This window comes from Streptomyces sp. P9(2023) (assembly GCF_032436795.1).
Lineage (GTDB): Bacteria > Actinomycetota > Actinomycetes > Streptomycetales > Streptomycetaceae > Streptomyces.
In genome coordinates, this window is the sequence record NZ_JAUPWM010000013.1 from 1 (window position 1) to 25,179 (window position 25,179).

The window sequence follows — 25,179 nt, forward strand, 5'->3', positions numbered from 1 at the left end:
ACCAGTCTACGTGCTCTTTCCGGCCGGTTCCTTCGGACGCTTCTCGACCGGGCCGCGTCGCACCGATCCCGGCGCGTTCCAGTCCTGCCGCTTCCTGGCCCGCTTCCGCGCGGCCTCGGAGGACTGGAGCTGGTACGGGACCGAGGTGACCATCACGCCCGGGGTGAAGAGCAGCCGGCCCTTGAGCCGCAGGGCGCTCTGGTTGTGCAGCAGGTGCTCGTACCAGTGGCCGACGACGTACTCGGGGATGTAGACCGAGACGGCGTCCCGCGGGCTCTCGCGGCGGATGTTCTTCACGTACTCGATGACCGGCCGGGTGATCTCGCGGTACGGCGAGTCGAGGATCTTGAGCGGTACGTTGATCCCGCGCCGGTCCCACTCCTCCCGCAGCGCCTTGGTCTCGGCCGGGTCGACGTTGACGCTCAGCGCCTCCAGCTCGCTGGCGTGCAGCAGCTTGGCGTATGCGAGGGCGCGCAGCGTCGGCTTGTGCAGCTTGGAGACGAGGACGACGGAACGGACGCGGGAGGGGCGGACGTACTCGTCCGGGCGCTCCTCGGCCGCGGCGATCTCCTCCGCCACCGAGTCGTAGTGCCGCCGGATCGCGGTCATGGTCCCGTAGAAGATCACCATGCCGAGCAGGGCCACCCAGGCGCCGTGCATGAACTTCGTCGCGAGGACGACGACGAGGACGAGGCCGGTGAAGAAGGCGCCGAAGGCGTTGATCGCGCGGGAGCGGATCATGCGGCGGCGCTTGGCCGGGTCCCGTTCGGTCTTCAGGTGCCGGTTCCAGTGCCGGACCATGCCGGTCTGGCTGAGGGTGAAGGAGACGAAGACGCCGACGATGTACAGCTGGATCAGCTTCGTCGAGTCGGCCCCGTAGACCCACACAAGGAGCATGGCGGCGCCGGCGAGGAGCACGATGCCGTTGGAGAAGGTGAGCCGGTCGCCGCGGGTGTGCAGCTGGCGCGGCAGGTACCGGTCCTGCGCGAGGATCGAGCCGAGGAGCGGGAAGCCGTTGTACGCCGTGTTGGCGGCCAGGAAGAGGACGAGCGCCGTGGCCGCGGCGAGGAGTACGAAGAAGAACGTTCCGTCGCCGAAGACGGCCGCGGCGACCTGGGAGATGACCGGGTTCTGAACGTAGCTCTCGCCGACCGGCACGCCGTTCAGCAGCAGGTCCTGGGCGGGCTTCTCGGCCATCCGTACGTCGGTGGCCATCGCCAGGAAGATGATGCCGCAGAACATGGTGACGGCCAGGACGCCCATGAGGAGCAGCGTGGTCGCCGCGTTCTTCGACTTCGGCTTGCGGAAGGCGGGTACGCCGTTGGAGATCGCCTCGACGCCGGTGAGGGCCGCACAGCCGGAGGAGAAGGCCCGCAGCAGCAGGAAGAGCAGCGCGAAGCCGGCCAGGCCCTCCTGCTCGGGCTTGATCTCGAAGTCGGCGGTGGGGGCCTTCATGGTCTCGTCGAGGACGATCCCCTTGTACGCGCCCCAGGCAATCATGATGAAGACGCCGACGACGAAGACATACGTCGGGATGGCGAAGAGGCTGCCCGACTCCTTCATCCCGCGCAGGTTCATCAGCGTCAGCAGCAGGATGACGGCGACCGCGCAGAGGACCTTGTTCTCGACGACGAACGGGATGGCCGAGCCGAGGTTCTCGATTCCGGAGGAGATCGAGACGGCGACGGTCAGGACGTAGTCGACGAGCAGCGTGCTGGCAACGGTCAGTCCGGCCTTCGGGCCGAGGTTGGTGTTGGCGACCTCGTAGTCGCCGCCGCCGCTCGGATAGGCGTGCACGTTCTGCCGGTAGGAGGCGACGACCGTGAACATCAGCACGACGACGGCCAGCGCGATCCACGGGCTGAAGTGGTAGGCCGACAGACCCGCGATCGACAGAACGAGCAGCACCTCACCGGGTGCGTACGCCACCGAGGACAGCGGGTCGGAGGCGAAGACGGGGAGGGCGATGCGCTTCGGGAGCAGGGTCTCCCCGAGCTTGTCGCTGCGCAGAGCCCGTCCGATCAAGATCCGTTTGGGCAGGTCGGTCAGTTTGGACACGGAGAGGATCGTAAGCGTTCGAAAAGCGCCATGCTCACCGCGACCCCCAATCCGCACCGAATCTCCCTGGCGGTACCTCGGATGCGGTCCCGTCAGGCGTTGCCGCATAAGCTCGGATCGGGCAGCTCGGCAGGGCGCTGCCCGCCACGGCCCGGGCCAGTCGGGTGAGGAAAGTTGTGAGCAGGGTGTTTTCGCAGGTCAGTAAGGCGATCAGGAGTGCGGGGTAAGGGGACGTGCACATCGTCATCATGGGCTGCGGGCGAGTGGGAGCCGCTCTCGCGCAGACCCTGGAGCAGCAGGGGCACACCGTCGCGGTCGTCGACCAGGACCCGACGGCTTTCCGCCGCCTGGGCTCCGGTTTCGGCGGGCGCCGTGTCACCGGCGTCGGATTCGACCAGGACACCCTGCGTGAGGCGGGGATCGAGGAGGCCGGCGCCTTCGCGGCCGTGAGCAGCGGCGACAACTCGAACATCATCGCGGCGCGGGTCGCGCGCGAGATGTTCGGCATCGAGAACGTGGCGGCCCGGATCTACGACCCCCGGCGCGCCGAGGTCTACCAGCGGCTCGGCATCCCGACGGTCGCGACGGTCCGCTGGACCGCCGACCAGATGCTGCGGCGGCTGCTGCCGTCCGGCGCGGAGCCGCTGTGGAGCGACCCCAGCGGTGGCGTGCAGCTGGCGGAGGTGCACACCTCCGCGGCGTGGATCGGCCACAAGATCAGCAAGCTGCAGGACGAGACGGGGGTGCGCGTGGCGTTCCTCACCCGGCTGGGCGAGGCGGTCATCCCGTCCTCGCAGACGGTGCTGCAGGAGGGCGACCTCGTGCACGTGATGATGCGTATCGACGAGATCGGCAAGGTCGAGGCGGCCTTCGCCGAGGGTCCTGAGGAGGGCGGTCACTGATGCGTGTCGCTATCGCGGGCGCGGGCGCGGTGGGCCGGTCCATCGCGGGTGAGCTCCTGGAGAACGGTCACGAGATCCTGCTGATCGACAAGGCACCCACCGCCATCTCGGTGGAGCGGGTGCCGCAGGCGGAGTGGCTGCTGGCCGACGCCTGCGAGATCACCTCGCTGGACGAGGCGGCGCTGCAGCGCTGCAACGTGGTCATCGCGGCCACCGGCGACGACAAGGTGAACCTCGTCGTCTCGCTGCTCGCGAAGACCGAGTACGGCGTGCCGCGTGTCGTCGCCCGGGTGAACAACCCGAAGAACGAGTGGCTGTTCAACGAGTCGTGGGGCGTGGACGTCGCCGTCTCGACGCCGCGACTGATGTCGGCCCTGGTGGAGGAGGCGGTGAGCGTCGGCGACCTGGTCCGGTTGCTCCGCTTCAGCCACGGCGACGCGAACCTGGTGGAGCTGACGCTGCCGCCGGAGTCGGCGATCGCGGGCACGGCCGTGGGCGATGTGGCCTGGCCGCAGGACACCTCGCTGGTGACCATCATCCGCGGCTCTCGGGTCCTGACCCCGAGCCCGGAGGAGACCCTGGAGGCCGGCGACGAGCTCCTCTTCGTGGCCGCGCAGGCCCGCGAGGAACAGCTGGAGGACCTCCTGTCGGTCCGCCGCGACGAGGGCGCACCGACGAGCTGACGCAGGTCGTTGTGGGCAGTCGTTCCGCATGCCCCCAGGGCGAAGCCCTAGGGGGAGGAACGGGTGGGCACAACGACCACGCGCGCGCCTTGTCCTGACCGGGACGCGCAGAAGGGCCCAGGACCTTGCTAGGTCCCGGGCCCTTCTCCGTTTCAGGACGGCTTACGCCTCCGGCTGCCGCGCGGCGGCCTTGCGGGCCTTCTCGGCCTCCTCCTCCGCCTCCATCTCGGCGAAGACGTCGATCGGCGGCGGGGCCTTCGCCAGGAAGACCCACGTCAGGTACACCGCGAGCAGGAACGGCGGGATCTTCAGCGCGACCAGGACCCAGCCGAGCTGCGTCGTGTCCGCCCACCAGTACAGCGGGAAGAGGATCGCGCACTTGCCGAGCAGGATCAGGCCCCACGCCCAGCTCGCCTTGGCGTACGCCTTCTTGCGGCCGGGGTTACGGGTCCGCCAGGAGAGGTTCTCCTTGAAGACCGGGCCCAGGATGAGGCCGATCAGCGGCACACCGGCGATCGTGGTGATGATGTACGCGAGGGCCAGGCCCAGCGTGTACAGCATGCCCGGCAGGTAGAAGTCCTTGGCGTTGCCGGTCATCATCGCGAAGACCACACCGAACGCCACGCCGAAGACGCCGCTGAAGGCGTGCTTGACGGTGTCCCGGCGGATCAGCCGGACGGCGACCAGGAGCAGGGAGACCGCCAGCGCCGCGATCGCCGAGATGCGCAGGTCCTTGTTGATCGTGAAGATCGTGACGAAGAGCAGGCCGGGCAGGACCGTCTCGATCATGCCCCGCAGGCCGCCGAAGGCCTCGAAGAGGGCGGCCTCCGTGACCTCCTTCGACGCCTGGTCCTGCTGGGCGCCCAAGCCGTCCCGGGCGTCCCGGGAGTCCTGTGCGTCCTGATCCGTCGGATCCGTCTGATCCGTCGTCGGCTTGTCGAACGACGTCACCGGCTACTCCTGTCCGAGCGGTCGGAGCTCGTATTTGGGGTTGAAGAGGACCCGTCGGCCGTGGCTCATGGAGATCCGGCCGGAGGCGATCAGCTTGCGGCCCGGCTCGATGCCCACGATGGACCGCCGACCGAGCCACACCACGTCCAGCGGGGCCGAGCCGTCGAACAGCTCGGCCTCGAGGGCGGGCACGCCCGCCCGAGGACGCAGCGTGACCGTGCGCAAGGTACCAGTCACCTTGACTATCTGGCGGTCGGAGCAGTCGCAGATGCGCGTGCAGCCCGACGCCTCGGCGTCCTCCCGGAGCTCTTCGGACTCCAGTTCCTCCTGCGAGGTGGACAACCGGTCGAGCATCCGGCGGAAGCGTCCGGCCGGCTTCTCTGTACGGGGTGCGGCACTCATACAGAAAGCGTACCGGCCCCCGCCGACAGCGGAACCGGCCCGGATATGTCCGGCGAGACCGGGGTCGGGATCAGCGCATCAAAGCATCAGTGCATCGGTGCATCAGTGCTCGAAGCGGTAGCCCATGCCCGGCTCGGTCACGAAGTGCCTCGGGTGCGAGGGGTCGGCCTCCAGCTTGCGCCGCAGCTGCGCCATGTACACCCGCAGATAGTTGGTCTCGGTGCCGTACGACGGGCCCCAGACCTCCTGCAGGAGCTGCTTCTGGCTCACCAGGCGCCCGGCGTTGCGGACGAGTACTTCGAGCAGGTGCCACTCGGTGGGGGTGAGGCGGACGTCCCGCCCGTCCCGGTGGACCTTCTTCGCCGCCAGGTCGACCGTGAAGTCCTCCGTCTCGACCGTCACCACGCCGTCGTCCCCGCCGCCGACCGGCTCGGCCCTCCGCACGGCGGCGCGCAGCCGGGCCAGGAGCTCGTCCATCCCGAAGGGCTTGGTGACGTAGTCGTCGGCACCCGCGTCGAGCGCCTCGACCTTCTCGTCGGAGGTCTGGCGTGCCGAGAGCACCAGGATCGGCACGCGGGTCCAGCCGCGCAGCCCCTTGATGACCTCGACACCGTCGAGGTCCGGCAGGCCGAGGTCGAGGACGACCACATCGGGGTGGCGCTCGGCGGCGAGCCGAAGGGCGGTGGCGCCGTCGGGCGCCGCGTCCACCTCGTACTTCCGCGCCTTGAGGTTGATCACCAGCGCGCGGACGATCTGCGGCTCGTCGTCGACGACGAGAACCCGGGTCATCGAAGGCTTCCTTCTCTCTCTGCTGCGTACGGCTTCGTACGTCCGGAAGTACGGGGCATCGGTGGGAACGGCGGCGGATACGGGGAGGACCGTGCGGTCACGACGTGACCCGCGCGGGCAGGTCTGCGGCGGCCGACGACGACGGCGGGTGCCTCGTCACGGCCTTGAGGGTGAGCGTCATCGTCAGTCCGCCGCCGGGGGTGTCCTCCGCGGTGATGGTGCCCCCCATGGCCTCGACGAAGCCCCGGGCGACCGCGAGGCCGAGGCCCACACCGGAGCCGCGCGGGGCGTCCCCGTACCGCTGGAACGGTTCAAAGATCCGCTCCTTGGTCTCGTCCGGTACGCCGGGCCCCCGGTCGACGACCCGGAGCTCGACCCGGTCGCCGAGGGCGCTGGCGGAGACGTTCACCGGCATCCCGTCGGGGCTGTACTTCACGGCGTTCTCGACGATGTTGGCGACGACCCGTTCCAGGAGCCCCTTGTCGACCGACACCATCGGCAGGGTCTCCGGAATGTCCAGCTCCGCGCTCCCGTCGGGCACGCCGCCGAGCGCCATGGGGACGACCTCGTCCAGGTCGATGGGGCGGATCAGCGGGGTGACCGTACCGGTCTGGAGCCGGGACATGTCGAGGAGGTTACCGACCAGGTGGTCGAGCCGGTCGGCGCCGTCCTCGATGCCCGCGAGGAGTTCCGCGCGGTCCTCCTCGGACCAGTCGACGTCGTCGGCGCGCAGGGAGGAGACGGCGGCCTTGATGCCGGCGAGCGGGGTACGCAGGTCATGGCTGACGGCCGCGAGGAGGGAGGTGCGGATCTTGTTGCCCTCGGCCAGCTTGCGGGCCTGCTCCGCCTCGCCGACGAGCCGCTGCCGGTCCAGGGCTACGGCGGCCTGGGCGGCGAAGGCGCCGAGCACGCGCCGGTCCTCGGCGGGCAGGACGCGGCCGGTCAGGGCGAGCGCCAGGTGCTCGCCGACGGGCATGTCCACGTCGGCGTCCTCGGGGCGGGCGGCGGGGTGCTGGCCGACGCTCGCCGCGCGGGTCCACGGCTCGACGTCATTTTCGCGTTCGAGGAGGGCGACCGACTCCATGGAGAAGGTCTCCCGGACCCGTTCGAGCAGGGCCTCCAGGCTGGACTCGCCGCGCAGCACGCTCCCGGCCAGATAGGAGAGCACCTCGGACTCGGCGCGGAGCCGGGCGGCCTGATGGGTGCGCCGGGCGGCGAGGTCGACCACCGAGGCCACGGCCACGGCGACGCCGAAGAAGACGGCGATGGCGACGATGTTCTTGGGGTCGGCGATGGTCACCCGGTGCAGCGGCGGGGTGAAGAACCAGTTGAGCAGGAACGATCCGAAGGCGGCCGACGCCAGCGCCGGCCGGAGCCCGCCGAGCAGCGCCGAGGCCACGGTCAGCGCCAGGAACAGCAGCATGTCGTTGGCAAGGCCCAGATCGGCGTCGATGTGGGTGAGGATGAAGGTGAGCAGGGCCGGGCCGCCGATGCCGACCAGCCAGCCCCAGATGATCCGGGAGCGGCCGAGCCGGGCGCCCCGGGCGACGGGCAGGCCGCGGCCCTTGGCGACCTCCTCGTGGGTGACGATGTGGACGTCGAGGTCGGGGCCGGACTCGCGGGCGACGGTCTGGCCGACGCCCGGCCCGAACATGTACTGCCAGGTCTTGCGCCGGCTGGAGCCGAGGATGATCTGGGTGGCGTTGACGCCCCGCGCGAACTCCAGCAGGCCGGAGGGGATGTCGTCGCCTATGACGTGGTGGAACGTTCCGCCGAGGTCTTCGACCAGGGTCCGCTGGACCGCGAGCTCCTTCGGCGAGGCGGCGGTGAGGCCGTCGCTGCGGGCGATGTAGACGGCGAGCACCTCGCCGCCCGCGCCCTTCTCGGCCAGGCGTGCCGCGCGCCGGATGAGCGTACGGCCCTCGGGGCCGCCGGTCAGGCCGACGACGATCCGCTCGCGGGCCTGCCAGGTGGAGCGGATGCCGTGCTCGCCCCGGTACTGCTGGAGGTACTCGTCGACCCGGTCGGCGGTCCACAGCAGGGCAAGCTCGCGCAGGGCGGTGAGGTTGCCGGGGCGGAAGTAGTTGGCGAGGGAGGCGTCGATCCGGTCCGGTTTGTAGATGTTGCCGTGGGCCATGCGGCGGCGCAGCGCCTGGGGCGACATGTCGACCAGCTCGATCTGGTCCGCCCGGCGCACGACCTCGTCCGGGACGGTCTCCTGCTGGCGCACACCGGTGATCGACTCGACCACGTCGCCCAGCGATTCGAGGTGCTGGATGTTGACGGTGGATATGACGTCGATCCCGGCGGCGAGCAGCTCCTCGACGTCCTGCCAGCGCTTGGAGTTCCGGGAACCCGGCACGTTGGTGTGGGCCAGCTCGTCCACCAGCGCGACGGCGGGCCGGCGGGCCAGGACGGCATCGACGTCCATCTCGGTGAAGGTGGCGCCGCGGTGTTCGAGCGTCCGGCGCGGAACCTGCTCCAGGCCGTGCAGCATCACTTCGGTACGCAGCCGGTCGTGGTGCTCCACGAGGGCGACGACGCAGTCCGTACCGCGCTCGACCCGGCGGTGTCCCTCGGAGAGCATCGCGTACGTCTTGCCGACGCCCGGTGCCGCGCCGAGGTAGATCCGTAGCTTGCCGCGTCCCATGGCATGACCTTACGTCCAGAGAATCGGACATTCCGCACCAGGGGCAGGCCCGACCAGCTGTATTGACGTGATCCTGATGGGCCGGGGTCGCCCGGCCGGCGACGCGGCCGAGGGGATTGGATATTGGATATCGGACGGTGGATATCGGATCCAATATCCACCGTCCGATATCCAATATCCACGGCTTTGCCCCGTCAGTGCTCGATGATCTCGCCGTCGTTCAGTTCCAGCACGCGGTCCGCGAGGCCCAGAAGCTGGGCGTCGTGGGTGGCGACCAGGGCCGTGACGCCCTCGCTGCGGACCACCGCGCGCAGCAGGTGCATCACCGCGAGGCCGGTCTCCGCGTCGAGCTGACCGGTCGGCTCGTCGGCGATCAGCAGGGCCGGCTTGTTGGCGAGGGCCCGGGCGATGGCGACGCGCTGCTGCTGGCCGCCCGAGAGTTCGCCGGGCCGCTGGGCCGCGTGGTCGGCGAGGCCGACCAGGGCGAGGAGGAGGGCGACCCGCTCCTCGCGCTCCTTGGGGTCGGCCTTGCGCAGCCGCAGCGGTACGCCCACGTTCTCCGCGGCGGTCAGGATCGGGATCAGTCCGAAGGACTGGAAGATGAAGCCGACGCGGTCGCGGCGCAGCTCCAGGAGCCCGTTCTCGCCGAGCTCGGCGAGATCGGTCCCGTCGATGGTGATCCGGCCGCCGTCCGGGCTGTCCAGGCCGCCGACCAGGTTGAGCAGGGTGGTCTTGCCGGAACCCGAGCGGCCCTTGAGCGCGACGAGCTCACCGCGGGGGATGTCGAAGGAGACCCCGCGCAGCGCGTGGACGGCCGCCTCCCCCGTACCGTACGAGCGGCGCAGGTCCTCGACGCGGACCATGGGTCCGCCGGCCGGGTCCGCGGCCACCGCCGTGCCGGATCCGGCGGCGCTGCTCTCACTCATGCTCTGCTCCCCCTCTTCGAACGTGTGCGCCCGTCAGTATGTGCCGCTGGGGGCCCGTCCGGCCAGGGTCCGGAACGCACCGATGGGCCGTATTCCGGACAAGAAGTTCGGAATACGGCCCATCGGCCTCGATCAAGAAGCGGAACGGAGCCGGGTCAGCGGACCTCGGTGATCTCCGGTCCGCGCTGGAGCTGGCCCATGCCTCCGGAGAAGCGGGAGCCCTCCTGCTCCTCCTGCTGCACGCCGTCCGGCACCATCTGCGCGTCGTTGGGCAGCTTGAGGACGATCGGGTCGCGCGGCGCCATCGGGGCGTCGCCCCGGAGCACCACGGTGTCCCGGACGATCTGCTCCAGCAGACCGGCGGTCTCGGGCTGCACCGCGCCCTGCCCGGAGATGACTCCGCGCAGGAACCAGCGGGGCCCGTCGACGCCCACGAAACGCACCAGCTGCACACCGCCGGTGCCGTCCGGCAGCTGCACCGGGACCTGCGCCCGCAGCTCCCAGCCCAGCGGCCCCTCGACCTCGTCGATGACACCGCCCTGCTGGGTGATGCCCGAGGCGATCTCCTCGCGGACCTCGCCCCAGATGCCTTCCTTCTTCGGCGCGGCGAAGGCCTGCAGCTGTACGGCGCTGTTCTGCAGCACCACGGTGGCCGCGACGATCGCGTCGCCCGCCACCTCGACCCGCAGCTCCATGCCCTCGACTCCGGGCACGAAGATGCCCCCGAGGTCCACGCGGCCGTCCTCCGGCTTGGAGACCTCGGAGATGTCCCACGGTCCGTCGGGCCGGGGCGCCGGCGGAAGGTTCACCCGACGCGGCGTACCAGCCGTGTCGTCGGTGTCGACCTCGTCGACGACCTGCTCGGCCTCGCCCGCCGCGTCCTCAGCGGTACCGCTCTTCTTGCGACGTCCGAACACGTCACTGTCCTTCCCGGTCGGATACGACCGAAGCGTATCGATTCCCACCCGTTGCGCCGTCCACGGCGGCATGACCGCCGGTGGACCCGAAGCCCCCCTCGGCCCGCGCCGAGCCGGGAAGCTCCGCCACCTCGTGGAAGCGCACCTTCTCGACCTGCTGGACGACCAGTTGGGCAATCCGGTCGAACCGTTCGAACCGCACGCTCTCGCGCGGGTCCAGGTTGACCACGATCACCTTGATCTCTCCACGGTACCCGGCATCCACGGTCCCTGGGGCATTCACAAGGGCGACTCCGCACCGTGCGGCCAGGCCGGAGCGGGGGTGCACGAACGCGGCGTAGCCGTCCGGGAGCGCGATGGAGACGCCGGTGGGCAGCACGGCCCGCTCCCCGGGGGCCAGGACGGCCGCCTCGGTGGTCACGAGATCGGCCCCGGCGTCGCCGGGGTGCTCGTATGCGGGGATCGGTACGTCCGGGTCGAGAAGCCGGATCAGGACGTCGAGAGGGGGGTTGCTCATCAGGGGTTCACCTCGAAGGCGCGGGCGCGCCGGACCTGGTCGGGGTCGGACATGGCGGCCTGGATCTCCTCCGGGCGGCCGTTGTCGATGAAGTGGTCGACCTTGACCTCGATGAAGAGGGCGTCGGCACGGACGGCGACGGGGCCTTCGGGCCCGCCGATCCGGCCGACGGCGGTCGAGTAGATCTTGCGCCCGTGCACGGCGGTGACCTCGGCCTCCAGGTGCAGGACGGTGCCGACGGGGACGGGCCGGGCGAAGTCGGTCTCCAGGCGTCCGGTGACGGCGATGACGCGCAGCAGCCAGTTCAGCGAGCCGAGGGTCTCGTCGAGCGCGGTGGCGAGGACGCCGCCGTGCGCGAGGCCGGGGGCGCCCTGGTGGTCGGAGGTCACGGTGAACTCGGCGGTGACGCTCACGCCCTCGCCGGCCCGTGCCTCCAGGTGCAGCCCGTGGGGCTGCCCGCCGCCGCACCCGAAGCAGTACGCGTAGTGCGCGCCGAGCAGCTCGCCCGGGGCGGGCGCGTCGGGGTGGCGTTCCGGCGGTATGGCGTCGGCCGGCGGGGTGAGGGCGGGAGATGTTGCGGTCACAGGCGCAGACCTTACCCGCGAGGCCAGGGGCGGGTCGCGCCGTGCCAAGCTTGGACGCATGCAGCCTTCCGCCTCCTCCCCCGTTCCGGCAGCCGCACCGGCCGCCGCGCCGCGCTTCGACGAGCGGCTGACGGCTCCCGGCTCCTGGTGGGTCATCACGGCTCTGCTGGGTCTCAGCGGCGGCCTGGTCCTGTTCCCGCTGGGTACGGTCCCGATGCTGGGCGGCGTGATCGCCGCGGGTGCGCTGGCGGCGGTGGCCGTGTCCTCGTACGGCTCGGTGCGGATCCGGGTGGTGGCCGGTTCGCTGGTCGCGGGTGACGCGCGGATCCCGGTCGCGGCGCTGGGGACGCCGGAGGTGCTGGACGCGGAGGAGGCGCGTGCCTGGCGCTCGTACAAGGCCGATCCGCGCGCCTTCATGCTGCTGCGCAGCTATGTGCCGCTCGCGGTCAGGATCGAGGTCGCGGACCCCGGGGACCCGACGCCGTACGTGTACCTGTCCAGCCGTGACCCGGAGGGTCTGGTCGAGGCCGTCGAGGCGGCCCGCGCCGAAGGCCGGTAGCCCCGCGGGGCTACGGTCCTCGCAGCCTAGAAGCCGATCTCCTTGGGGTTCTCGGGCTGCTCCAGCGGGGGCAGCCCTTCCAGGGCGGCCCAGGGCACCTGGCGCGCGCGGAGGTCCTTGCGGACGTGCTCGGCGACCTTCCTGGTGTCGCGGCGGTTCATCAGGGCGCCGACGGCGGCTCCGACCATGAACGGCATCAGGTTGGGCAGGTTGCGCACCATGCGCTTCATGATCTGCTGGCGCAGCTCGCGCTTGAGCTGTCCGCCGAGCGCCGCGTTGACGGTGGTCGGCCTGCCGGGGTCGATGCCCCGCTCCTCCGTCCAGGAGGTCAGATAGGCCGTGGACCGCTGGGTGAGCGTGCCGGGCGGCCTGACGCCGTACACCTCGTGCAGCTCGGCGATGAGCTTGAGCTCGATCGCGGCGACTCCGGTGATCTCCGCCGCGAGTTCGGCGGGCATCGCCGGGGGTACGGGCAGCATCGCCGCGGCTCCGACGCCGGCGCCGACGGTCGAGCTGGCGTTGCAGGCGCCCGCGACGAGTTTGTCGGCGATCTGCTCGGGGCCGAGCCCGGGGAAGTGCTTGCGCAGGGTCGCCAGGTCCCGGACGGGGACGCGCGGGGCGATCTCGATGATCCGGTCGGCGAGAAAGCCGATGCCCGCTCTGGCGCTCTCGCCGCCACGCTTCACGCCGCGTTTGACGGCGTCGATCCGCGCGCGGTCGAGCTTCATACGGTCCAGCTGGACGCGCGCCGGTTCGGCGACGCGTTTGACGACGTTCGCACGGCGCCCGTCACGTGAAGCGCCCTGCTCCTCCGGATCCGGCTTGGCAGCTTCGAGCGAGGCCGAGGGGCCCCGCTCGTCGTCACGTGCGCCGAGGGAGGGCAGGAAGGTGCTCTGCTCGGCATCCGTGGCCTCCTGGGCCACCTCCACCGGGTTCGAGCCGCCCTGATCCGCCTCCGGCCTCCCAGGAAGCCGGAAGCGTCGCTTCCGAGACGGTGTGTCGCCTGCCACGTCGACCGATCTCAGTCGCAGTCGCGGCAGATCGGCTGACCGTTCTTCTCCCGGGCCAGCTGGCTGCGGTGGTGCACGAGGAAGCAGCTCATGCAGGTGAACTCGTCGGCCTGCTTGGGCAGGACTCGAACGGCGAGCTCCTCGTTCGACAGATCGGCGCCGGGCAGCTCCAGGCCTTCTGCGGCCTCGAACTCGTCGACGTCGACCGTCGAGGTCGACTTGTCGTTCCGGCGGGCCTTCAGTTCCTCAAGGCTGTCCGAATCGACGTCGTCGTCGGTCTTGCGTGGGGTGTCGTAATCCGTTGCCATGTCGCTCTCCCCCTCTGGGTGGTTGCGGTGTCTCCAGCGCACGTAACGCGTGAGAGGCCGGACTTGTGCCCGACCCGAGGCGGAGATTTTGCCTCACATCAAGGTCTGTTACTCAATCGACACCCAACCGGCCCTCTCACGAGTGATCGGCTTTGGGTGGCGAACCGGACCGTACACGGTCCTCCTACCGCCCTTCACGGGTGCCACCCCGTGTACTTCCCGTCATCCAGGGCCCCGGAAACCCGGACTTTTCCGGGTTTTCCCATGGATTTCTCGATCACGGAGAGTAGAGCGCCGGATGCACACTCCTGTGATCGATCACACATGAGCGTCTCAGGAACGGGATCCGGAAATTCCGCGCAAAGCGAACGGAACCGGTTGGTACTCGAAGTGTGTCAGATCGGCAGAGTGACACGCATCACGAGACCGCCGCCTTCGCGGGGCTCCGCGATGATACGGCCGCCGTGGGCGCGCGCGACGGAACGGGCGATCGACAGGCCGAGACCGACTCCCTTGTCGCTGCCGGTTCGCTCCGTACGCAGCCGTCTGAACGGCTCGAAGAGGTTGTCGATCTCGTACGCGGGAACCATGGGACCCGTGTTCGAGACGACCAGGACCGCCTGACCGTTCTCGATCTCGGTGGTGACCTCGACCCAGCCTTCCTCGGCCACGTTGTACCGCACGGCGTTCTGGACCAGGTTCAGGGCGATCCGCTCCAGGAGCACGCCGTTGCCCTGGACGACGGCCGGGGCCCGCTCACCGCGGATCTCCACGCCTTTGGCCTCGGCCTCGGCGTGTACCTGGTCGATGGCGCGCGAGGCGACCTCGGCGAGGTCCACGGGCTTGCGCTCGACGATCTGGTTGTCGCTGCGGGCGAGCAGCAGCAGGCCCTCGACCAGCTGCTCGCTGCGCTCGTTGGTGGCGAGCAACGTCTTGCCGAGCTGCTGGAGCTCGACGGGCGCGCCCGGGTCGGAGAGGTGGACCTCCAGGAGCGTGCGGTTGATCGCCAGCGGGGTCCGCAGCTCGTGCGAGGCGTTGGCGACGAACCGCTGCTGGGCGGTGAAGGCGCGCTCCAGGCGCTCGAGCATCTCGTCGAAGGTGTCCGCGAGCTCCTTGAGCTCGTCGTCCGGGCCGTCCAGCTCGATCCGGCGCGCCAGGTCGGATCCGGCCACCTGGCGGGCGGTCCGGGTGATCCGGCCCAGCGGGGAGAGCACCCGGCCGGCCATGGCGTAGCCGAAGGCGAAGGCGATGATGCTCAGGCCGAGCAGGGCGAACAGGGAGCGGCGCAGCAGGTCGTCGAGCGCCCGGTCCCGCTGGTACTGGAGACAGGCGGAGACGGCCTCGTTGAGCTGCTCCCCGGTACCAGTAGCGGGGAGCTGGCACCAGGAGGTGGTCGGCTGGACCTCACCCTTGACGACCTTGAAGGGCAGGTCGGAGCCGCTGTCGCCGAGCGCCTGCGCGGTGAAGAGGTAGATGATCGACAGCAGCAGGACGCCGGCGATCAGGAACATCCCGCCGTACAGCAGCGTGAGCCGTATGCGGATGGTGGGGCGGAGCAGGGGCCTGACCGGGTCGCGGGGGTCCCAGGTCGGCTTCGGGGGCGCCTGTGGGTGCGCCGGGGTCGCTGCCACCGGGTCAGATCCGGTAGCCGGAGCCGGGCACGGTGACGATCACCGGCGGCTCGCCCAGCTTGCGGCGCAGGGTCATCACCGTGACCCGTACGACGTTGGTGAACGGGTCGGTGTTCTCGTCCCAGGCCTTCTCCAGGAGCTGCTCGGCCGAGACGACGGCGCCCTCGCTGCGCATGAGGACCTCCAGGACGGCGAACTCCTTCGGCGCGAGCTGGACCTCCTTGCCCTCGCGGAAGACCTCGCGGCGGTTCGGGTCGAGCTTGATACCGGCGCGCTCCAGGACGGGCGGCAGCGGCACGGTCGTACGGCGGCCCAGCGCACGCACGCGTGCGGTGAGCTCCGTGAAGGCGAAGGGCTTCGGCAGATAGTCGTCGGCGCCCAGCTCCAGGCCCTCGACGCGGTCGCTGACGTCACCTGCGGCGGTGAGCATCAGGACGCGGGTGGGCATGCCGAGCTCCACGATCTTGCGGCAGACGTCGTCGCCGTGGACCAGGGGGAGGTCGCGGTCGAGGACGACCACGTCGTAGTCGTTCACCCCGACCCGCTCCAGGGCGGCGGCGCCGTCGTACACGACGTCGACGGCCATGGCCTCCCGGCGCAGTCCGGTGGCCACCGCATCGGCGAGCAGCTGCTCGTCCTCGACGACGAGTACGCGCACGTCGGTCATTCCTTCCTCTGGGCCCCTGCCCTCAACGCGGACCGGGCGATTCTCAGCACTGACTGTGCGTGTCCATCCTGCCCCGTACGCGCGTAAACCGGCTGTAAGGCGGCCTACGGCAGGGGAGAGCGGGGCGTCGCGAGGGGGTTGGGGGGCGTGTGGAAGCACAGGTGGGGGCAGAGGGGGCGTGCGAAGAATTCACCTGATTCCCGGGCCAGTTGAGGTTTCTTTGAGGAATCCGCTGGGGAGGACGTCTGCACACCCCGTGATCACGCCCTGCTTGTGGCACGTACGTGGCACGCCACATGCCGCTCTGTCCCCCAGAGGTTGCAGCGTGTGATCCACCCACCCTCGGCACACCCCCGTGCCACCGACCCATGACGAGGGGGCGCACCATGGACGCTTTCACCGCAGGACTGCTGCAGCGCATAAGGACCGCGCAGACCGACCTCACACGGGCACGCGAGACGGGCGACGACTTCCTCGCGGAGGTCGAGCAGGCCGAGCTCGACGACCTGCACCGCCTGGCCGCCGAGCACGGCGTGGAGGTCGGCGCCGCCAGCGCCTGACCCCTTGGACGGCGAGAGGCCCCGGTGTCGGCGACACCGGGGCCTCTCCCTGTCCGGGCCCGCTCGGTCGGGCCAGGCGGCTCAGTCGTGCCAGGCCCCGAGCTGCTCCAGCAGCGCCTGGAGGGGCTCGAAGACGCCCGGCGGGGCCGCGATGGCCAGCTCTCCGGAAGGGCGCTCGCCGGGCCGTCCGCCGGTCAGGGCGCCCGCCTCGCGGGCGATCAGGTCCCCGGCGGCGAGGTCCCAGGGGTTGAGGCCGCGCTCGTAGTAGCCGTCGAGCCGGCCGGCGGCGACGTCGCAGAGGTCGATGGCGGCCGATCCGCCGCGCCGGATGTCGCGCAGCCGGGGGATCATCCGCTGGGCCACGTCGGCCTGGTGGGCGCGGCGGGTCTGGACGTAGGCGAAGCCGGTGGAGATCAGCGCCTGGTCCAGCGGGGGCGCGGGGCGGACCGCGAGGCGGCGCTCACCGGCCGCCGTGTCGACGTACGCGCCGCCACCGAGGGCCGCCCGGTACGTCTCGTTCCGCATCGGTGCCTCGACGACGCCGACGACGGTCTCGCCGTCGCGTTCGGCGGCGATGGAGACGGACCAGGTCGGCAGCCCGTAGAGGTAGTTCACCGTCCCGTCGAGCGGGTCGATGACCCAGCGGACGCCGCTGGTGCCGGGGCTCGCGGCGCCCTCCTCGCCGAGGAAGCCGTCGTCCGGGCGGTGCTCGGCGAGGAAGCCGGTGATCAGCTTCTCCGCCGCGATGTCCATCTCGGTGACGACGTCGATGGGGCTGGACTTGGTCTTCGCCACCGTCAGGTCGTCCGGCCGGCCGTCGCGCAGCAGCGCACCGGCCCGGCGCCCGGCCTCCAGGGCGAGGCCGAGCAGTTCGGCGAGCAGCGGGTCGTTCTGTGCGGGGTTCACGGAATCGGTCACCAGGGCTCCTCAGGCGTACGGACTGTCGGCGCCGGCCGCCGCGGGGCGCTCCGCCCGCGCGGGGCAGCAGCCGATCGGGCAGAGGTCGTGGGAGGCACCGAGGGTGCCGAGGGCGCAGCGTTCGACCCGGACGCCGCGCTCGCCCGCCGCGCGCTCCAGGACGAGGTCCCGTACGGCCGCGGCGAACCGGGGGTCGGCCCCGACGGTCGCCGAGCGCCGCACCGGGAGGCCGAGCTCGGCGGCCTTGGCGGTGGCCTCGGTGTCGAGGTCGTACAGGACCTCCATGTGGTCCGAGACGAAGCCGATCGGGACCATCACCGCGGCCGGGACCCCGGCGCCGTGCAGTTCCTCCAGGTGATCGCAGATGTCCGGTTCCAGCCACGGGATGTGCGGGGCGCCGCTGCGGGACTGGTAGACGAGCTTCCAGGGGTGCGCGACGCCGGTCTCCTCGCGGACGGCGTCGACGATCACCCGGGCCACGTCCAGGTGCTGCCGCACATAGGCGCCGCCGTCGCCGTGGTCACCGACGGGCCCGGAGGAGTCGGCGGCCGAGTCCGGGATGGAGTGGGTGGTGAAGGCGAGGTGGGCCTCGGACCGGACGGACCCGTCGAGCTCGGCCAGCGAGGCGAGGACACCCTCGACCATCGGGCGGACGAAGCCGGGGTGGTTGAAGTAGTGCCGGAGCTTGTCGACGCGCGGCAGCGGCAGCCCTTCCGCTTCCAGCTCCGAGAGCGCGTCGGCGAGGTTCTCGCGGTACTGCCGGCAACCGGAGTAGGAGGCGTACGCGCTGGTGGTGAGGACGGCGATGTGGCGCCGGCCGTCGGTGACCATCTCCCGCAGGGTGTCGGTGAGGTACGGCGCCCAGTTCCGGTTTCCCCAGTAGACCGGCAGGTCGAGGCCGGCCCGCGCGAAGTCCTCGCGCAGCGCGCCGAGCAGCGCGCGGTTCTGGTCGTTGATCGGGCTGACGCCGCCGAACAGGAAGTAGTGCTGCCCCACCTCCTTCAGCCGCTCCTTGGGGATGCCTCGGCCGCGCGTCACGTTCTCCAGGAACGGGACCACGTCGTCCGGGCCCTCGGGGCCGCCGAAGGAGAGCAGCAGAAGGGCGTCGTACGGGGCGGGATCGTGCTGATCGGACATGGCACCGATCCTGCCACCAGCCACTGACGGCCGATGGCCCGGCCCGACCGAAAAACTGGCTGCGCCATCCAGTTCAACACCGTAGGCTTTAGATATTAATTACACGTGTTGAGCAGATGCCCGGAGATCCCCTTGCCCAGTCCCTACCGCGCGATCTTCGCGGCACCCGGCACCCGATCCTTCTCGGTCGCCGGGTTCATCGGCCGGATGCCGCTGTCCATGATGGGCATCGGCATCGTCACGATGATCTCCCAGGTCACGGGGCGGTACGGGCTCGCGGGCGCGCTCTCCGCGACCATGGCCATGTCGGCGGCCGTCCTCGGCCCGCAGGTCTCCCGGATGGTCGACCGGTACGGCCAGCGCCGGGTGCTGCGCCCGGTCACCCTCGTCGCGCTCGTCGCGGCGGCCGGACTGCTGCTCTGCGTCCAGCAGAAGGCGCCGGACTGGACGCTCTTCGTCTTCACCGCCGTGATCGGCGTCGTGCCGAGCCTCGGCGCGATGACCCGGGCCCGCTGGGCGGACATCTACCGGGGGGAGGCGCGCCGGCTGCACACCGCGTACTCCTGGGAGTCGATCGTCGACGAGGTCTGCTTCATCTTCGGTCCGATCATCTCGATCGGTCTGTCGACGATCTGGTTCCCCGAGGCGGGGCCGCTGTTCGCCGCCGTCTTCCTGGCGATCGGCGTCTTCTGGCTGACCTCGCTGCGCGCCACCGAGCCCGCACCGCATCCGCACGACGGCCACTCGGGCGGCTCGGCGCTCCGCTCCCCCGGGCTCCAGATCCTCGCGCTCGCCTTCGTCGCCACCGGCGCGATCTTCGGCTCGGTGGACGTGGTGACGGTGGCCTTCGCCGAGGAGCAGGGCCACAAGGCCGCCGCGAGCCTGGTCCTCGCGGTCTACGCGCTTGGCTCCTGCCTGGCCGGCGCCGTGTTCGGGCTGCTCCACCTCAAGGGTGATCCGTCGCGACGGTGGCTGCTGGGTACCTGCGCGATGGCCGTGAGTATGATCCCCCTCCTACTGGCCGGGAACCTGCCGTTGCTGGCCGTGGCGCTCTTTGTCGCGGGCCTCTCCATCGCACCGACGATGGTGACCACGATGGCCCTCGTCGAAGCGCACGTACCGCGCACCAAGCTGACCGAGGGCATGACCTGGACGTCCACCGGGCTCGCCGTCGGTGTGGCGCTGGGCTCCTCGGCCGCCGGCTGGGTGGTCGACGCGTCGGGTGCGGAGGCGGGGTACGTGGTGCCCGTCGTCTCGGGCGCGGTCGCGGTGGCGGTGGGTCTCCTGGGGTATCGCCGGCTGCGCATGCCGGTGCCGACACGGGAGGGGCAGCGTGAGCGGGACCATGAGAGTGAGCACGAGGGAGACGGGCAGCCCGTGGCGTAACTGGGCCGGGAACGTCACCTCCCGTCCCGCGCGGGAGGTGCGCCCCGCCACGGCCGAGGAGCTGGCCGACGCCGTCAGGACGGCGGCCGAGGACGGGCTGCGCGTGAAGACGGTCGGCACCGGGCACTCCTTCACCTCGATCGCCGCCACGGACGGCGTCCTGATCCGCCCGGACCTGCTGACGGGCATCCGGCGGATCGACCGCGAGGCGATGACCGTGACCGTGGAGTCCGGCACTCCGCTCAAGCGGGTCAACGTGGCGCTGGCCCGGGAGGGTCTGTCGCTCACGAACATGGGCGACATCATGGAGCAGACGGTCGCCGGGGCCACCTCCACCGGAACGCACGGCACCGGCCGCGACTCCGCCTCGATCGCCGCGCAGATCCGCGAGCTGGAGCTGGTCACGGCGGACGGGGGGCTGCTGGTCTGCTCGGAGAAGGAGAATCCCGAGGTCTTCGCGGCCGCCCGGATCGGGCTCGGCGCCCTGGGCATCGTCACGGCCATCACCTTCGCCGTGGAGCCGGTCTTCCTGCTCACCGCGCGCGAGGAGCCGATGACCTTCGACCGGGTCACCTCGGAGTTCGACGAACTGCACGCGGAGAACGAACACTTCGAGTTCTACTGGTTCCCCCACACGGACAACTGCAACACCAAGCGCAACAACCGCAGCGCGGGCCCCGCCGCCCCGCCCGGACGGATCGGCGCCTGGGTCGAGGACGAGCTGCTGTCGAACGGCCTCTTCCAGCTGGCCTGTTCCGTCGGCCGCGCGGTGCCGCCGGCCATTCCGTCGATCGCCAAGGTCTCCAGCCGCGCCCTGTCGGCCCGTACGTACACCGACATCCCGTACAAGGTCTTCACCTCGCCGCGCCGGGTGCGCTTCCTGGAGATGGAGTACGCCCTGCCGCGCGAGGCGGCCATCGGGGCCCTGCGCGAGCTGAAGGCGATGGTCGAGCGCTCGCCGCTGAAGGTGAGCTTCCCGGTGGAGGTGCGCACAGCGCCCGCCGACGACATCGCGCTCTCCACGGCATCGGGGCGGGAGACGGCGTACATCGCGGTGCACCTCTACAAGGGGACGCCGCACCGCGCGTACTTCACCGCGGTGGAGCGCATCATGACCGCGCACGGCGGCCGGCCGCACTGGGGCAAGGTGCACACCCGGGACGCGGCGTACTTCTCCGAGGTCTACCCGCGCTTCGCCGAGTTCACGGAGCTGCGCGACCGGCTGGACCCCGACCGGCTCTTCGCCAACGACTATCTGCGGCGGGTGCTGGGCGCCTGACCGTCACTCGGCGGGCGTTTCGGCCTCCGGGGCGCCCGCGCCGCTGGACGGGGTGGCCGTCGGGGGCGGCGTGGGCGTCGGGGTGGTGGGCGTCGGGGTCCCGGTGGGAGGCGGCGTCGGGGTCGGCGTGGGCGTCGGGTCGCCGCCGGTGGAACCGGAGGGCGTGGGGGTGGGATCGGGGGTGGCCCGGCCGGTGCCGGGCGTCGCGCTGTCGGCGGGGGTGGCGCCGCCGTCCCGCTCCTCCTGCTGCCGCTCCCGCGGGGGCGACTCCTCGGTCGGCTGCTCGTTCTTCGCCTCGCCGCCATCCCCCCGGACGACCGAGCCGAAGGTCGTGGTCCCCTTGGTGCCGCTGAAGTCCTGATCGGAGATCAGTTCGTAGCTGGTGATGCCTCCCATGGCGACCAGGAAGACGAGGGCCGCGCCGACGGCGGAGCGCTTCCAGCCCCGGACGCGCGTGCCGTGCGTGGTCGCGTCCCCGAACTCCTCGTCGTACGGGGGCACAGCGGGCCCGCCGACCGTGGTGAGCACCATGGTGCGGTCGGGCGTCTCCTGGCGCGCCGGGGCCTTCGACGGCGGCTCGGCGTGGACGGCGACCTCCCGGATCTGCTCGCCCGTGCGCTTGAAGACGTGCTGGAAGACCGAGCCGCCACAGGTGGCGATGACGCTGATCACGCCGGCGCCCAGGATCGTGCCGTACACGCCGAGGGTGGAGGCGAGTTTGGCCGCCACGACCGCGGCGATCGCGGAGCCCGAGACCTGAGCGATGCTCAGGTCGAGCTTCTTCTTCTCACCGTTCTTCTCCTGCTCCATACCCACAAGGGACAAATGGGCGAAGTGAATAGTTCCGTTTCTGCGGTTTCTGTGAAGAGCGACACGTGCGGCGGGAGTCACGGAGACTCAACTCCCGTACCCCCGGAGAAGTTGGGCGGCGCGCCGGTCCACCCAGGTGGCCCGAATGGAGTACTGTGGCGATCCCTGGGTCCGGGCTCCCTCATGGGTGCCAGGTCACGGGGAGGGGGCCGAAAGTGGCACTCGAACCGGCGGCGCCGCGGCACCGCACGGCGATCCGTTGCGGAGCGTGACAGTCGGTCACTCTGCGTCGCAGATGGGTAACCGTGCCATAACGGCGATCCAGGGTCCAGGCCCGACACGCCGGGTAACTCGGCAATGTTGTGGCAGGCTGCACCCGGGCAGGCCACACTCGACTAGCGGAAGCAGCGACGCACGTGACGTCGGCAGGCACCACCCGGGAGGTCCCCATGCCCGAACTGCGTGTCGTGGCCGTCTCCAACGACGGCACACGACTGGTGCTGAAGGCTGCTGACAGCACGGAGTACACCCTTCCGATCGACGAGCGGCTGCGCGCCGCCGTGCGCAACGACCGCGCGCGGCTCGGTCAGATCGAGATCGAGGTGGAGAGCCACCTCCGCCCCCGCGACATCCAGGCGCGGATACGTGCCGGTGCCTCCGCCGAGGAGGTCGCCCAGCTCGCCGGGATCCCCGTCGACCGCGTACGGCGCTTCGAGGGCCCCGTGCTGGCGGAGCGGGCGTTCATGGCGGAGCGGGCCCGCAAGACGCCGGTGCGCCGGCCCGGCGAGAACACCGGACCGCAGCTCGGCGAGGCGGTGCAGGAGCGGCTGCTGCTGCGCGGCGCCGAGAAGGACACCGTGCAGTGGGACTCCTGGCGCCGCGACGACGGCACGTGGGAAGTCCTGCTCGTCTACCGGGTGGCGGGCGAGGTACACACGGCGAGCTGGACGTACGACCCGCCCCGGCGGCTCGTCCAGGCCGTGGACGACGAGGCGCGCGCGCTGATCGGCGAGACGGACGACACGCTCGCGGCCGCGCCGGAGCCGAGCTTCCCGTTCGTGCCCCGGATCGCCCGGCTGCCGCGCGACCGGCCGCTGGACCGTGCGCTCGACCGTCAGATGGAGCGTCCGGCTCCGGTTCCAGAACCGGAGGACGAACGGGACTCGCTCACCAGCCTGTTGGAGGCGGTGCCGAGCTTCCGCGGCGACATGGTCGTCCCGGACCGGAACACCGAACCGCCCTCGACCGCGCCCGCCGAGGAGCCCGAGGCGGAGGAGCCCCCGGCCCCGGCGGCCTCGGCCGGCGCGGGCTCGGCCTACGCCGACGTCCTGATGCCCCGTGCGGTCTCGGGCCACCGCGACCGCCTGACGGGCACGACGGACCGTCAGGCCGAGGCCGACGGGGTCCGCCCGGGGCGCCGCGCGGCGGTTCCGAGTTGGGACGAGATCGTGTTCGGCACCCGCCGGAAGAAGCAGGACTGACAACACCCTTACGGCGTACGGCATTCGGCATTCGGCATTCGGCATTCGGCATACGAGGAAGGGCCCGCACCCGATGGGTGCGGGCCCTTGCTCGTGCGGGGGCGTGCAGGGCCGGGCCGTTGCGCGGAGCTTGAGCGCCGGCGCTACTCCGGGTCCGGGCCCTTGGCTACCGGGCGGGTGGGGTCGTTGGACCATTCCGACCAGGAGCCAGCGTAGAGGGCGGCCGGGATGCCCGCGATCGCCAGGGCCAGGACCTCGTGGGCACCCGAGACGCCCGACCCGCAGTAGACGCCGACCACGCCCTCTTCCGGGGCGCCGAGCGCGGTGAAGCGGGTCGCCAGCGTCCGCGCCGGGAGGAAGAGGCCGTCCTCGTCCACGTTCTCCGTCGTCGGGGCCGACACCGCGCCCGGGATGTGGCCGCCGACCGGGTCGATCGGCTCCACGTCGCCCCGGTAGCGCTCCGCCGCCCGCGCGTCGAGCAGCAGCCCCGAGCGGGCCAGGGCCGCCGCCCCGTCCGCGTCGAGCAGGCCGACCTCCCCCGCGCGCGGCGCGAAGTCGCCCGGCTCCGGGCTCGGGGTCTCCTCCGACAGCTCGTACCCCGCCGCCGTCCACGCCGCCAGGCCCCCGTCGAGCACCCGTACGTCCGTGTGCCCGGTCCAGCGCAGCAGCCACCAGGCCCGGGCGGCCCCCCAGCCGAGCCCGCCGTCGTAGACGACGACCGGCGTGTCCGCCGAGACACCCGCCCCGCGCATCGCCGCGCCGAAGACCGCCAGGTCCGGCAGCGGGTGCCGGCCGCCCGGGCCGGGCGGAGCGGCCAGTTCCGCGTCCAGGTCGACGTAGACCGCGCCGGGCAGGTGCCCGGCCTCGTACGCGGGCCGTCCGGGCGGGCCGCCGAGCTGCCAACGGACGTCGAGGAGGACCGGGCGCGCCGCCCCGGCCAAGTCGCTCGCGAGATCGCTTGCGGAGATGATGGGCTTCATGGGTGCCATCCTCGCGCAGGTCGCGCCCTACCGGACCACGCCCTGGCGACGGAACGTCGGCGCGGCCGTGGCGCGTACGAAGCCCGTCGGTGCGAGCATCGTGCACGGGGTCGCGCCCGAGACGCGTGTACGGCGGGCGGACGGCGGGCAGTAACCCGCTGCGGTACCCGAGAGCCCCGCTCCCACCCGCCCGTACGGCTTCGTGCGCCCGGGTCCCCCCGCACGGCCACGACGATGGTCCGAGGAGAGAGTGACGATGACCGAGGCGACTCGGCGCACACCCGGTACACCCTGTTGGGTGAGCTTGATGGTGCATGGACTTGACGCGACGCGGGAGTTCTACGGCGCGCTGTTCGGCTGGGAGTTCGTCCCCGGTCCGCAGCAGCTCGGGCCGTACGACCGTGCCCTGCTCGACGGCAAGGAAGTGGCGGGCATCGGCCAGCTGCCGCCCGACCGGCATCTGCCGGTCGCCTGGACCACCTATCTCGCCAGCGACGACGCCGACGAGACCGCGGAGACCATCCGCTGCTGCGGCGGCACGGTCGCCGTCGGCCCGCTCGACGCGGGCGAGGCGGGCCGCATGGTGATCTGCTCGGACCCGGTCGGCGCCGTCTTCGGCGTCTGGCAGGCGGGTCAGCACCTCGGCACGGCGACGGCCGGCGCGCCCGGCACGCCGGTCTGGAACGAGCTCGAGACGTACGAGACCTCGGCGGTCGCCAAGTTCTACCAGACGGTTTTCCGGTACGAGGCCGAGCCGGTCGTCTCCGCCGACTTCGACTACCTGACCCTGCACCTGGACGGCCGCCCCGTCGCGGCCCTGCACGGTGTCGGCAGCGCGCTCCCCCGCGACCAGGGCGCGCACTGGATGACGTACTTCGAGGTCGCCGACACCGACGCGGCCGCACGGCTGGTCACCGAGCTGGGCGGACACGTCCTGCGGCCGCCCAGGGAGGGCACGACGGGCCGGATCGCGCTGGTGGCCGACCCGGAGGGGGCGGTCTTCACCCTCGTCCACTCGGCGACGGCCTGAAAACGACCTCCGAGAGGCCCCCGCCCCCGTCAGCCCCGGTGAGC

Annotated in this window: 26 protein-coding genes; 9 read left to right on the forward strand and 17 right to left on the reverse strand. The window is 71.2% G+C overall.

What is annotated here, in order from left to right; all coding sequences use genetic code 11:
• Positions 1–6: 6 nt before the first annotated feature.
• A complete protein-coding gene (locus Q5762_RS18905) occupies positions 7–2,058 on the reverse strand; it encodes an APC family permease (protein WP_315893326.1) in 2,052 nt (683 codons plus the stop codon).
• Between the two features lie 233 nt (positions 2,059–2,291).
• On the opposite strand from Q5762_RS18905, the gene Q5762_RS18910 reads away from it, so the two are divergent.
• Positions 2,292–2,960: a TrkA family potassium uptake protein gene (locus Q5762_RS18910; protein ID WP_315893327.1), complete on the forward strand. Its 669-nt coding sequence runs from the start codon at positions 2,292–2,294 to the stop codon at positions 2,958–2,960.
• Positions 2,960–3,643, forward strand: coding sequence for a TrkA family potassium uptake protein (locus Q5762_RS18915; protein ID WP_315893328.1), 684 nt, complete (start codon positions 2,960–2,962; stop codon positions 3,641–3,643). Before Q5762_RS18910 ends, Q5762_RS18915 begins: the two co-directional genes overlap by 1 nt.
• A gap of 162 nt (positions 3,644–3,805) precedes the next feature.
• Here the strand turns inward: Q5762_RS18915 and Q5762_RS18920 are convergent, their stop codons facing one another.
• From Q5762_RS18920 to Q5762_RS18955, 8 genes are all read right to left on the reverse strand, one after another.
• A complete protein-coding gene (locus Q5762_RS18920; RefSeq protein ID WP_315893329.1) occupies positions 3,806–4,594 on the reverse strand; it encodes a DUF3159 domain-containing protein in 789 nt (262 codons plus the stop codon).
• 3 nt (positions 4,595–4,597) lie between these two features.
• Positions 4,598–4,996: an OB-fold nucleic acid binding domain-containing protein gene (locus tag Q5762_RS18925; protein ID WP_315893330.1), complete on the reverse strand. Its 399-nt coding sequence runs from the start codon at positions 4,994–4,996 to the stop codon at positions 4,598–4,600.
• 102 nt (positions 4,997–5,098) lie between these two features.
• Entirely contained in the window at positions 5,099–5,785 is a 687-nt protein-coding gene (locus tag Q5762_RS18930) for a response regulator (protein WP_315893331.1), read from the reverse strand.
• A 97-nt stretch (positions 5,786–5,882) separates the two neighbouring features.
• Complete coding sequence (locus Q5762_RS18935) at positions 5,883–8,435, reverse strand: sensor histidine kinase KdpD (protein ID WP_315893332.1); 2,553 nt, start codon at positions 8,433–8,435, stop codon at positions 5,883–5,885.
• A gap of 194 nt (positions 8,436–8,629) precedes the next feature.
• Positions 8,630–9,361 carry an ABC transporter ATP-binding protein gene (locus Q5762_RS18940; protein ID WP_315893333.1) on the reverse strand — a complete coding sequence of 244 codons (732 nt, stop codon included), beginning with the start codon at positions 9,359–9,361 and terminating at the stop codon, positions 8,630–8,632.
• Positions 9,362–9,516: 155 nt separating this feature from the next.
• Positions 9,517–10,278 carry a DUF3710 domain-containing protein gene (locus Q5762_RS18945; RefSeq protein ID WP_315893334.1) on the reverse strand — a complete coding sequence of 254 codons (762 nt, stop codon included), beginning with the start codon at positions 10,276–10,278 and terminating at the stop codon, positions 9,517–9,519.
• A 1-nt stretch (position 10,279) separates the two neighbouring features.
• Positions 10,280–10,795: a dUTP diphosphatase gene (dut, locus tag Q5762_RS18950; protein WP_315893335.1), complete on the reverse strand. Its 516-nt coding sequence runs from the start codon at positions 10,793–10,795 to the stop codon at positions 10,280–10,282.
• Entirely contained in the window at positions 10,795–11,379 is a 585-nt protein-coding gene (locus Q5762_RS18955; RefSeq protein ID WP_315893336.1) for a PaaI family thioesterase, read from the reverse strand. The genes dut and Q5762_RS18955 overlap by 1 nt, the downstream gene beginning before the upstream one ends.
• 58 nt (positions 11,380–11,437) lie before the next feature.
• Between Q5762_RS18955 and Q5762_RS18960 the strand changes: the two genes are divergently transcribed.
• Entirely contained in the window at positions 11,438–11,938 is a 501-nt protein-coding gene (locus tag Q5762_RS18960; protein ID WP_315893337.1) for a DUF3093 domain-containing protein, read from the forward strand.
• A gap of 26 nt (positions 11,939–11,964) precedes the next feature.
• On the opposite strand, the gene Q5762_RS18965 is transcribed toward Q5762_RS18960, so the two are convergent.
• The 4 genes from Q5762_RS18965 to Q5762_RS18980 all read right to left on the reverse strand — a co-directional run bounded on the left by Q5762_RS18965 (position 11,965) and on the right by Q5762_RS18980 (position 15,545).
• On the reverse strand, positions 11,965–12,948 hold the full coding sequence (locus Q5762_RS18965; RefSeq protein ID WP_315893338.1) for a hypothetical protein: 984 nt from the start codon (positions 12,946–12,948) through the stop codon (positions 11,965–11,967).
• Between the two features lie 11 nt (positions 12,949–12,959).
• On the reverse strand, positions 12,960–13,256 hold the full coding sequence (locus Q5762_RS18970; RefSeq protein ID WP_003955561.1) for a DUF4193 domain-containing protein: 297 nt from the start codon (positions 13,254–13,256) through the stop codon (positions 12,960–12,962).
• A gap of 395 nt (positions 13,257–13,651) precedes the next feature.
• Positions 13,652–14,887: a HAMP domain-containing sensor histidine kinase gene (locus tag Q5762_RS18975; protein WP_315893339.1), complete on the reverse strand. Its 1,236-nt coding sequence runs from the start codon at positions 14,885–14,887 to the stop codon at positions 13,652–13,654.
• 4 nt (positions 14,888–14,891) lie between these two features.
• The gene (locus Q5762_RS18980) at positions 14,892–15,545 is read right to left on the reverse strand and encodes a response regulator transcription factor (protein ID WP_315893449.1); all 654 of its coding nucleotides are present in this window, start codon (positions 15,543–15,545) and stop codon (positions 14,892–14,894) included.
• A gap of 395 nt (positions 15,546–15,940) precedes the next feature.
• On the opposite strand from Q5762_RS18980, the gene Q5762_RS18985 reads away from it, so the two are divergent.
• The gene (locus tag Q5762_RS18985) at positions 15,941–16,114 is read left to right on the forward strand and encodes a hypothetical protein (protein ID WP_315893340.1); all 174 of its coding nucleotides are present in this window, start codon (positions 15,941–15,943) and stop codon (positions 16,112–16,114) included.
• A gap of 81 nt (positions 16,115–16,195) precedes the next feature.
• On the opposite strand, the gene Q5762_RS18990 is transcribed toward Q5762_RS18985, so the two are convergent.
• Positions 16,196–17,032, reverse strand: coding sequence for an inositol monophosphatase family protein (locus Q5762_RS18990; protein WP_315893341.1), 837 nt, complete (start codon positions 17,030–17,032; stop codon positions 16,196–16,198).
• A 9-nt stretch (positions 17,033–17,041) separates the two neighbouring features.
• Positions 17,042–18,169 carry a ferrochelatase gene (locus tag Q5762_RS18995; RefSeq protein WP_315893342.1) on the reverse strand — a complete coding sequence of 376 codons (1,128 nt, stop codon included), beginning with the start codon at positions 18,167–18,169 and terminating at the stop codon, positions 17,042–17,044.
• Between the two features lie 132 nt (positions 18,170–18,301).
• Between Q5762_RS18995 and Q5762_RS19000 the strand changes: the two genes are divergently transcribed.
• Both Q5762_RS19000 and Q5762_RS19005 read left to right on the forward strand, forming a co-directional pair.
• Entirely contained in the window at positions 18,302–19,555 is a 1,254-nt protein-coding gene (locus tag Q5762_RS19000) for an MFS transporter (RefSeq protein ID WP_315893343.1), read from the forward strand.
• Positions 19,521–20,834, forward strand: a complete 1,314-nt coding sequence (locus Q5762_RS19005) for a D-arabinono-1,4-lactone oxidase (RefSeq protein WP_399495204.1) — start codon at positions 19,521–19,523, stop codon at positions 20,832–20,834. The genes Q5762_RS19000 and Q5762_RS19005 overlap by 35 nt, the downstream gene beginning before the upstream one ends.
• 3 nt (positions 20,835–20,837) lie before the next feature.
• Here Q5762_RS19005 and Q5762_RS19010 read toward each other — a convergent pair whose 3' ends face one another.
• On the reverse strand, positions 20,838–21,644 hold the full coding sequence (locus tag Q5762_RS19010; RefSeq protein WP_315893345.1) for a hypothetical protein: 807 nt from the start codon (positions 21,642–21,644) through the stop codon (positions 20,838–20,840).
• A gap of 416 nt (positions 21,645–22,060) precedes the next feature.
• On the opposite strand from Q5762_RS19010, the gene sepH reads away from it, so the two are divergent.
• The gene (sepH, locus tag Q5762_RS19015) at positions 22,061–23,125 is read left to right on the forward strand and encodes a septation protein SepH (protein ID WP_315893346.1); all 1,065 of its coding nucleotides are present in this window, start codon (positions 22,061–22,063) and stop codon (positions 23,123–23,125) included.
• A 143-nt stretch (positions 23,126–23,268) separates the two neighbouring features.
• On the opposite strand, the gene Q5762_RS19020 is transcribed toward sepH, so the two are convergent.
• Complete coding sequence (locus Q5762_RS19020) at positions 23,269–24,105, reverse strand: sulfurtransferase (protein WP_315893347.1); 837 nt, start codon at positions 24,103–24,105, stop codon at positions 23,269–23,271.
• On the opposite strand from Q5762_RS19020, the gene Q5762_RS19025 reads away from it, so the two are divergent.
• Together Q5762_RS19025 and Q5762_RS19030 are read left to right on the forward strand one after the other, a co-directional pair.
• Positions 24,104–24,259 (forward strand): hypothetical protein, encoded by a 156-nt coding sequence (locus tag Q5762_RS19025; protein ID WP_315893348.1) that lies wholly within the window; start codon positions 24,104–24,106, stop codon positions 24,257–24,259. The genes Q5762_RS19020 and Q5762_RS19025 overlap by 2 nt on opposite strands.
• 102 nt (positions 24,260–24,361) lie before the next feature.
• Complete coding sequence (locus tag Q5762_RS19030) at positions 24,362–25,135, forward strand: VOC family protein (RefSeq protein ID WP_315893349.1); 774 nt, start codon at positions 24,362–24,364, stop codon at positions 25,133–25,135.
• The last annotated feature ends 44 nt before the right edge of the window (positions 25,136–25,179 follow it).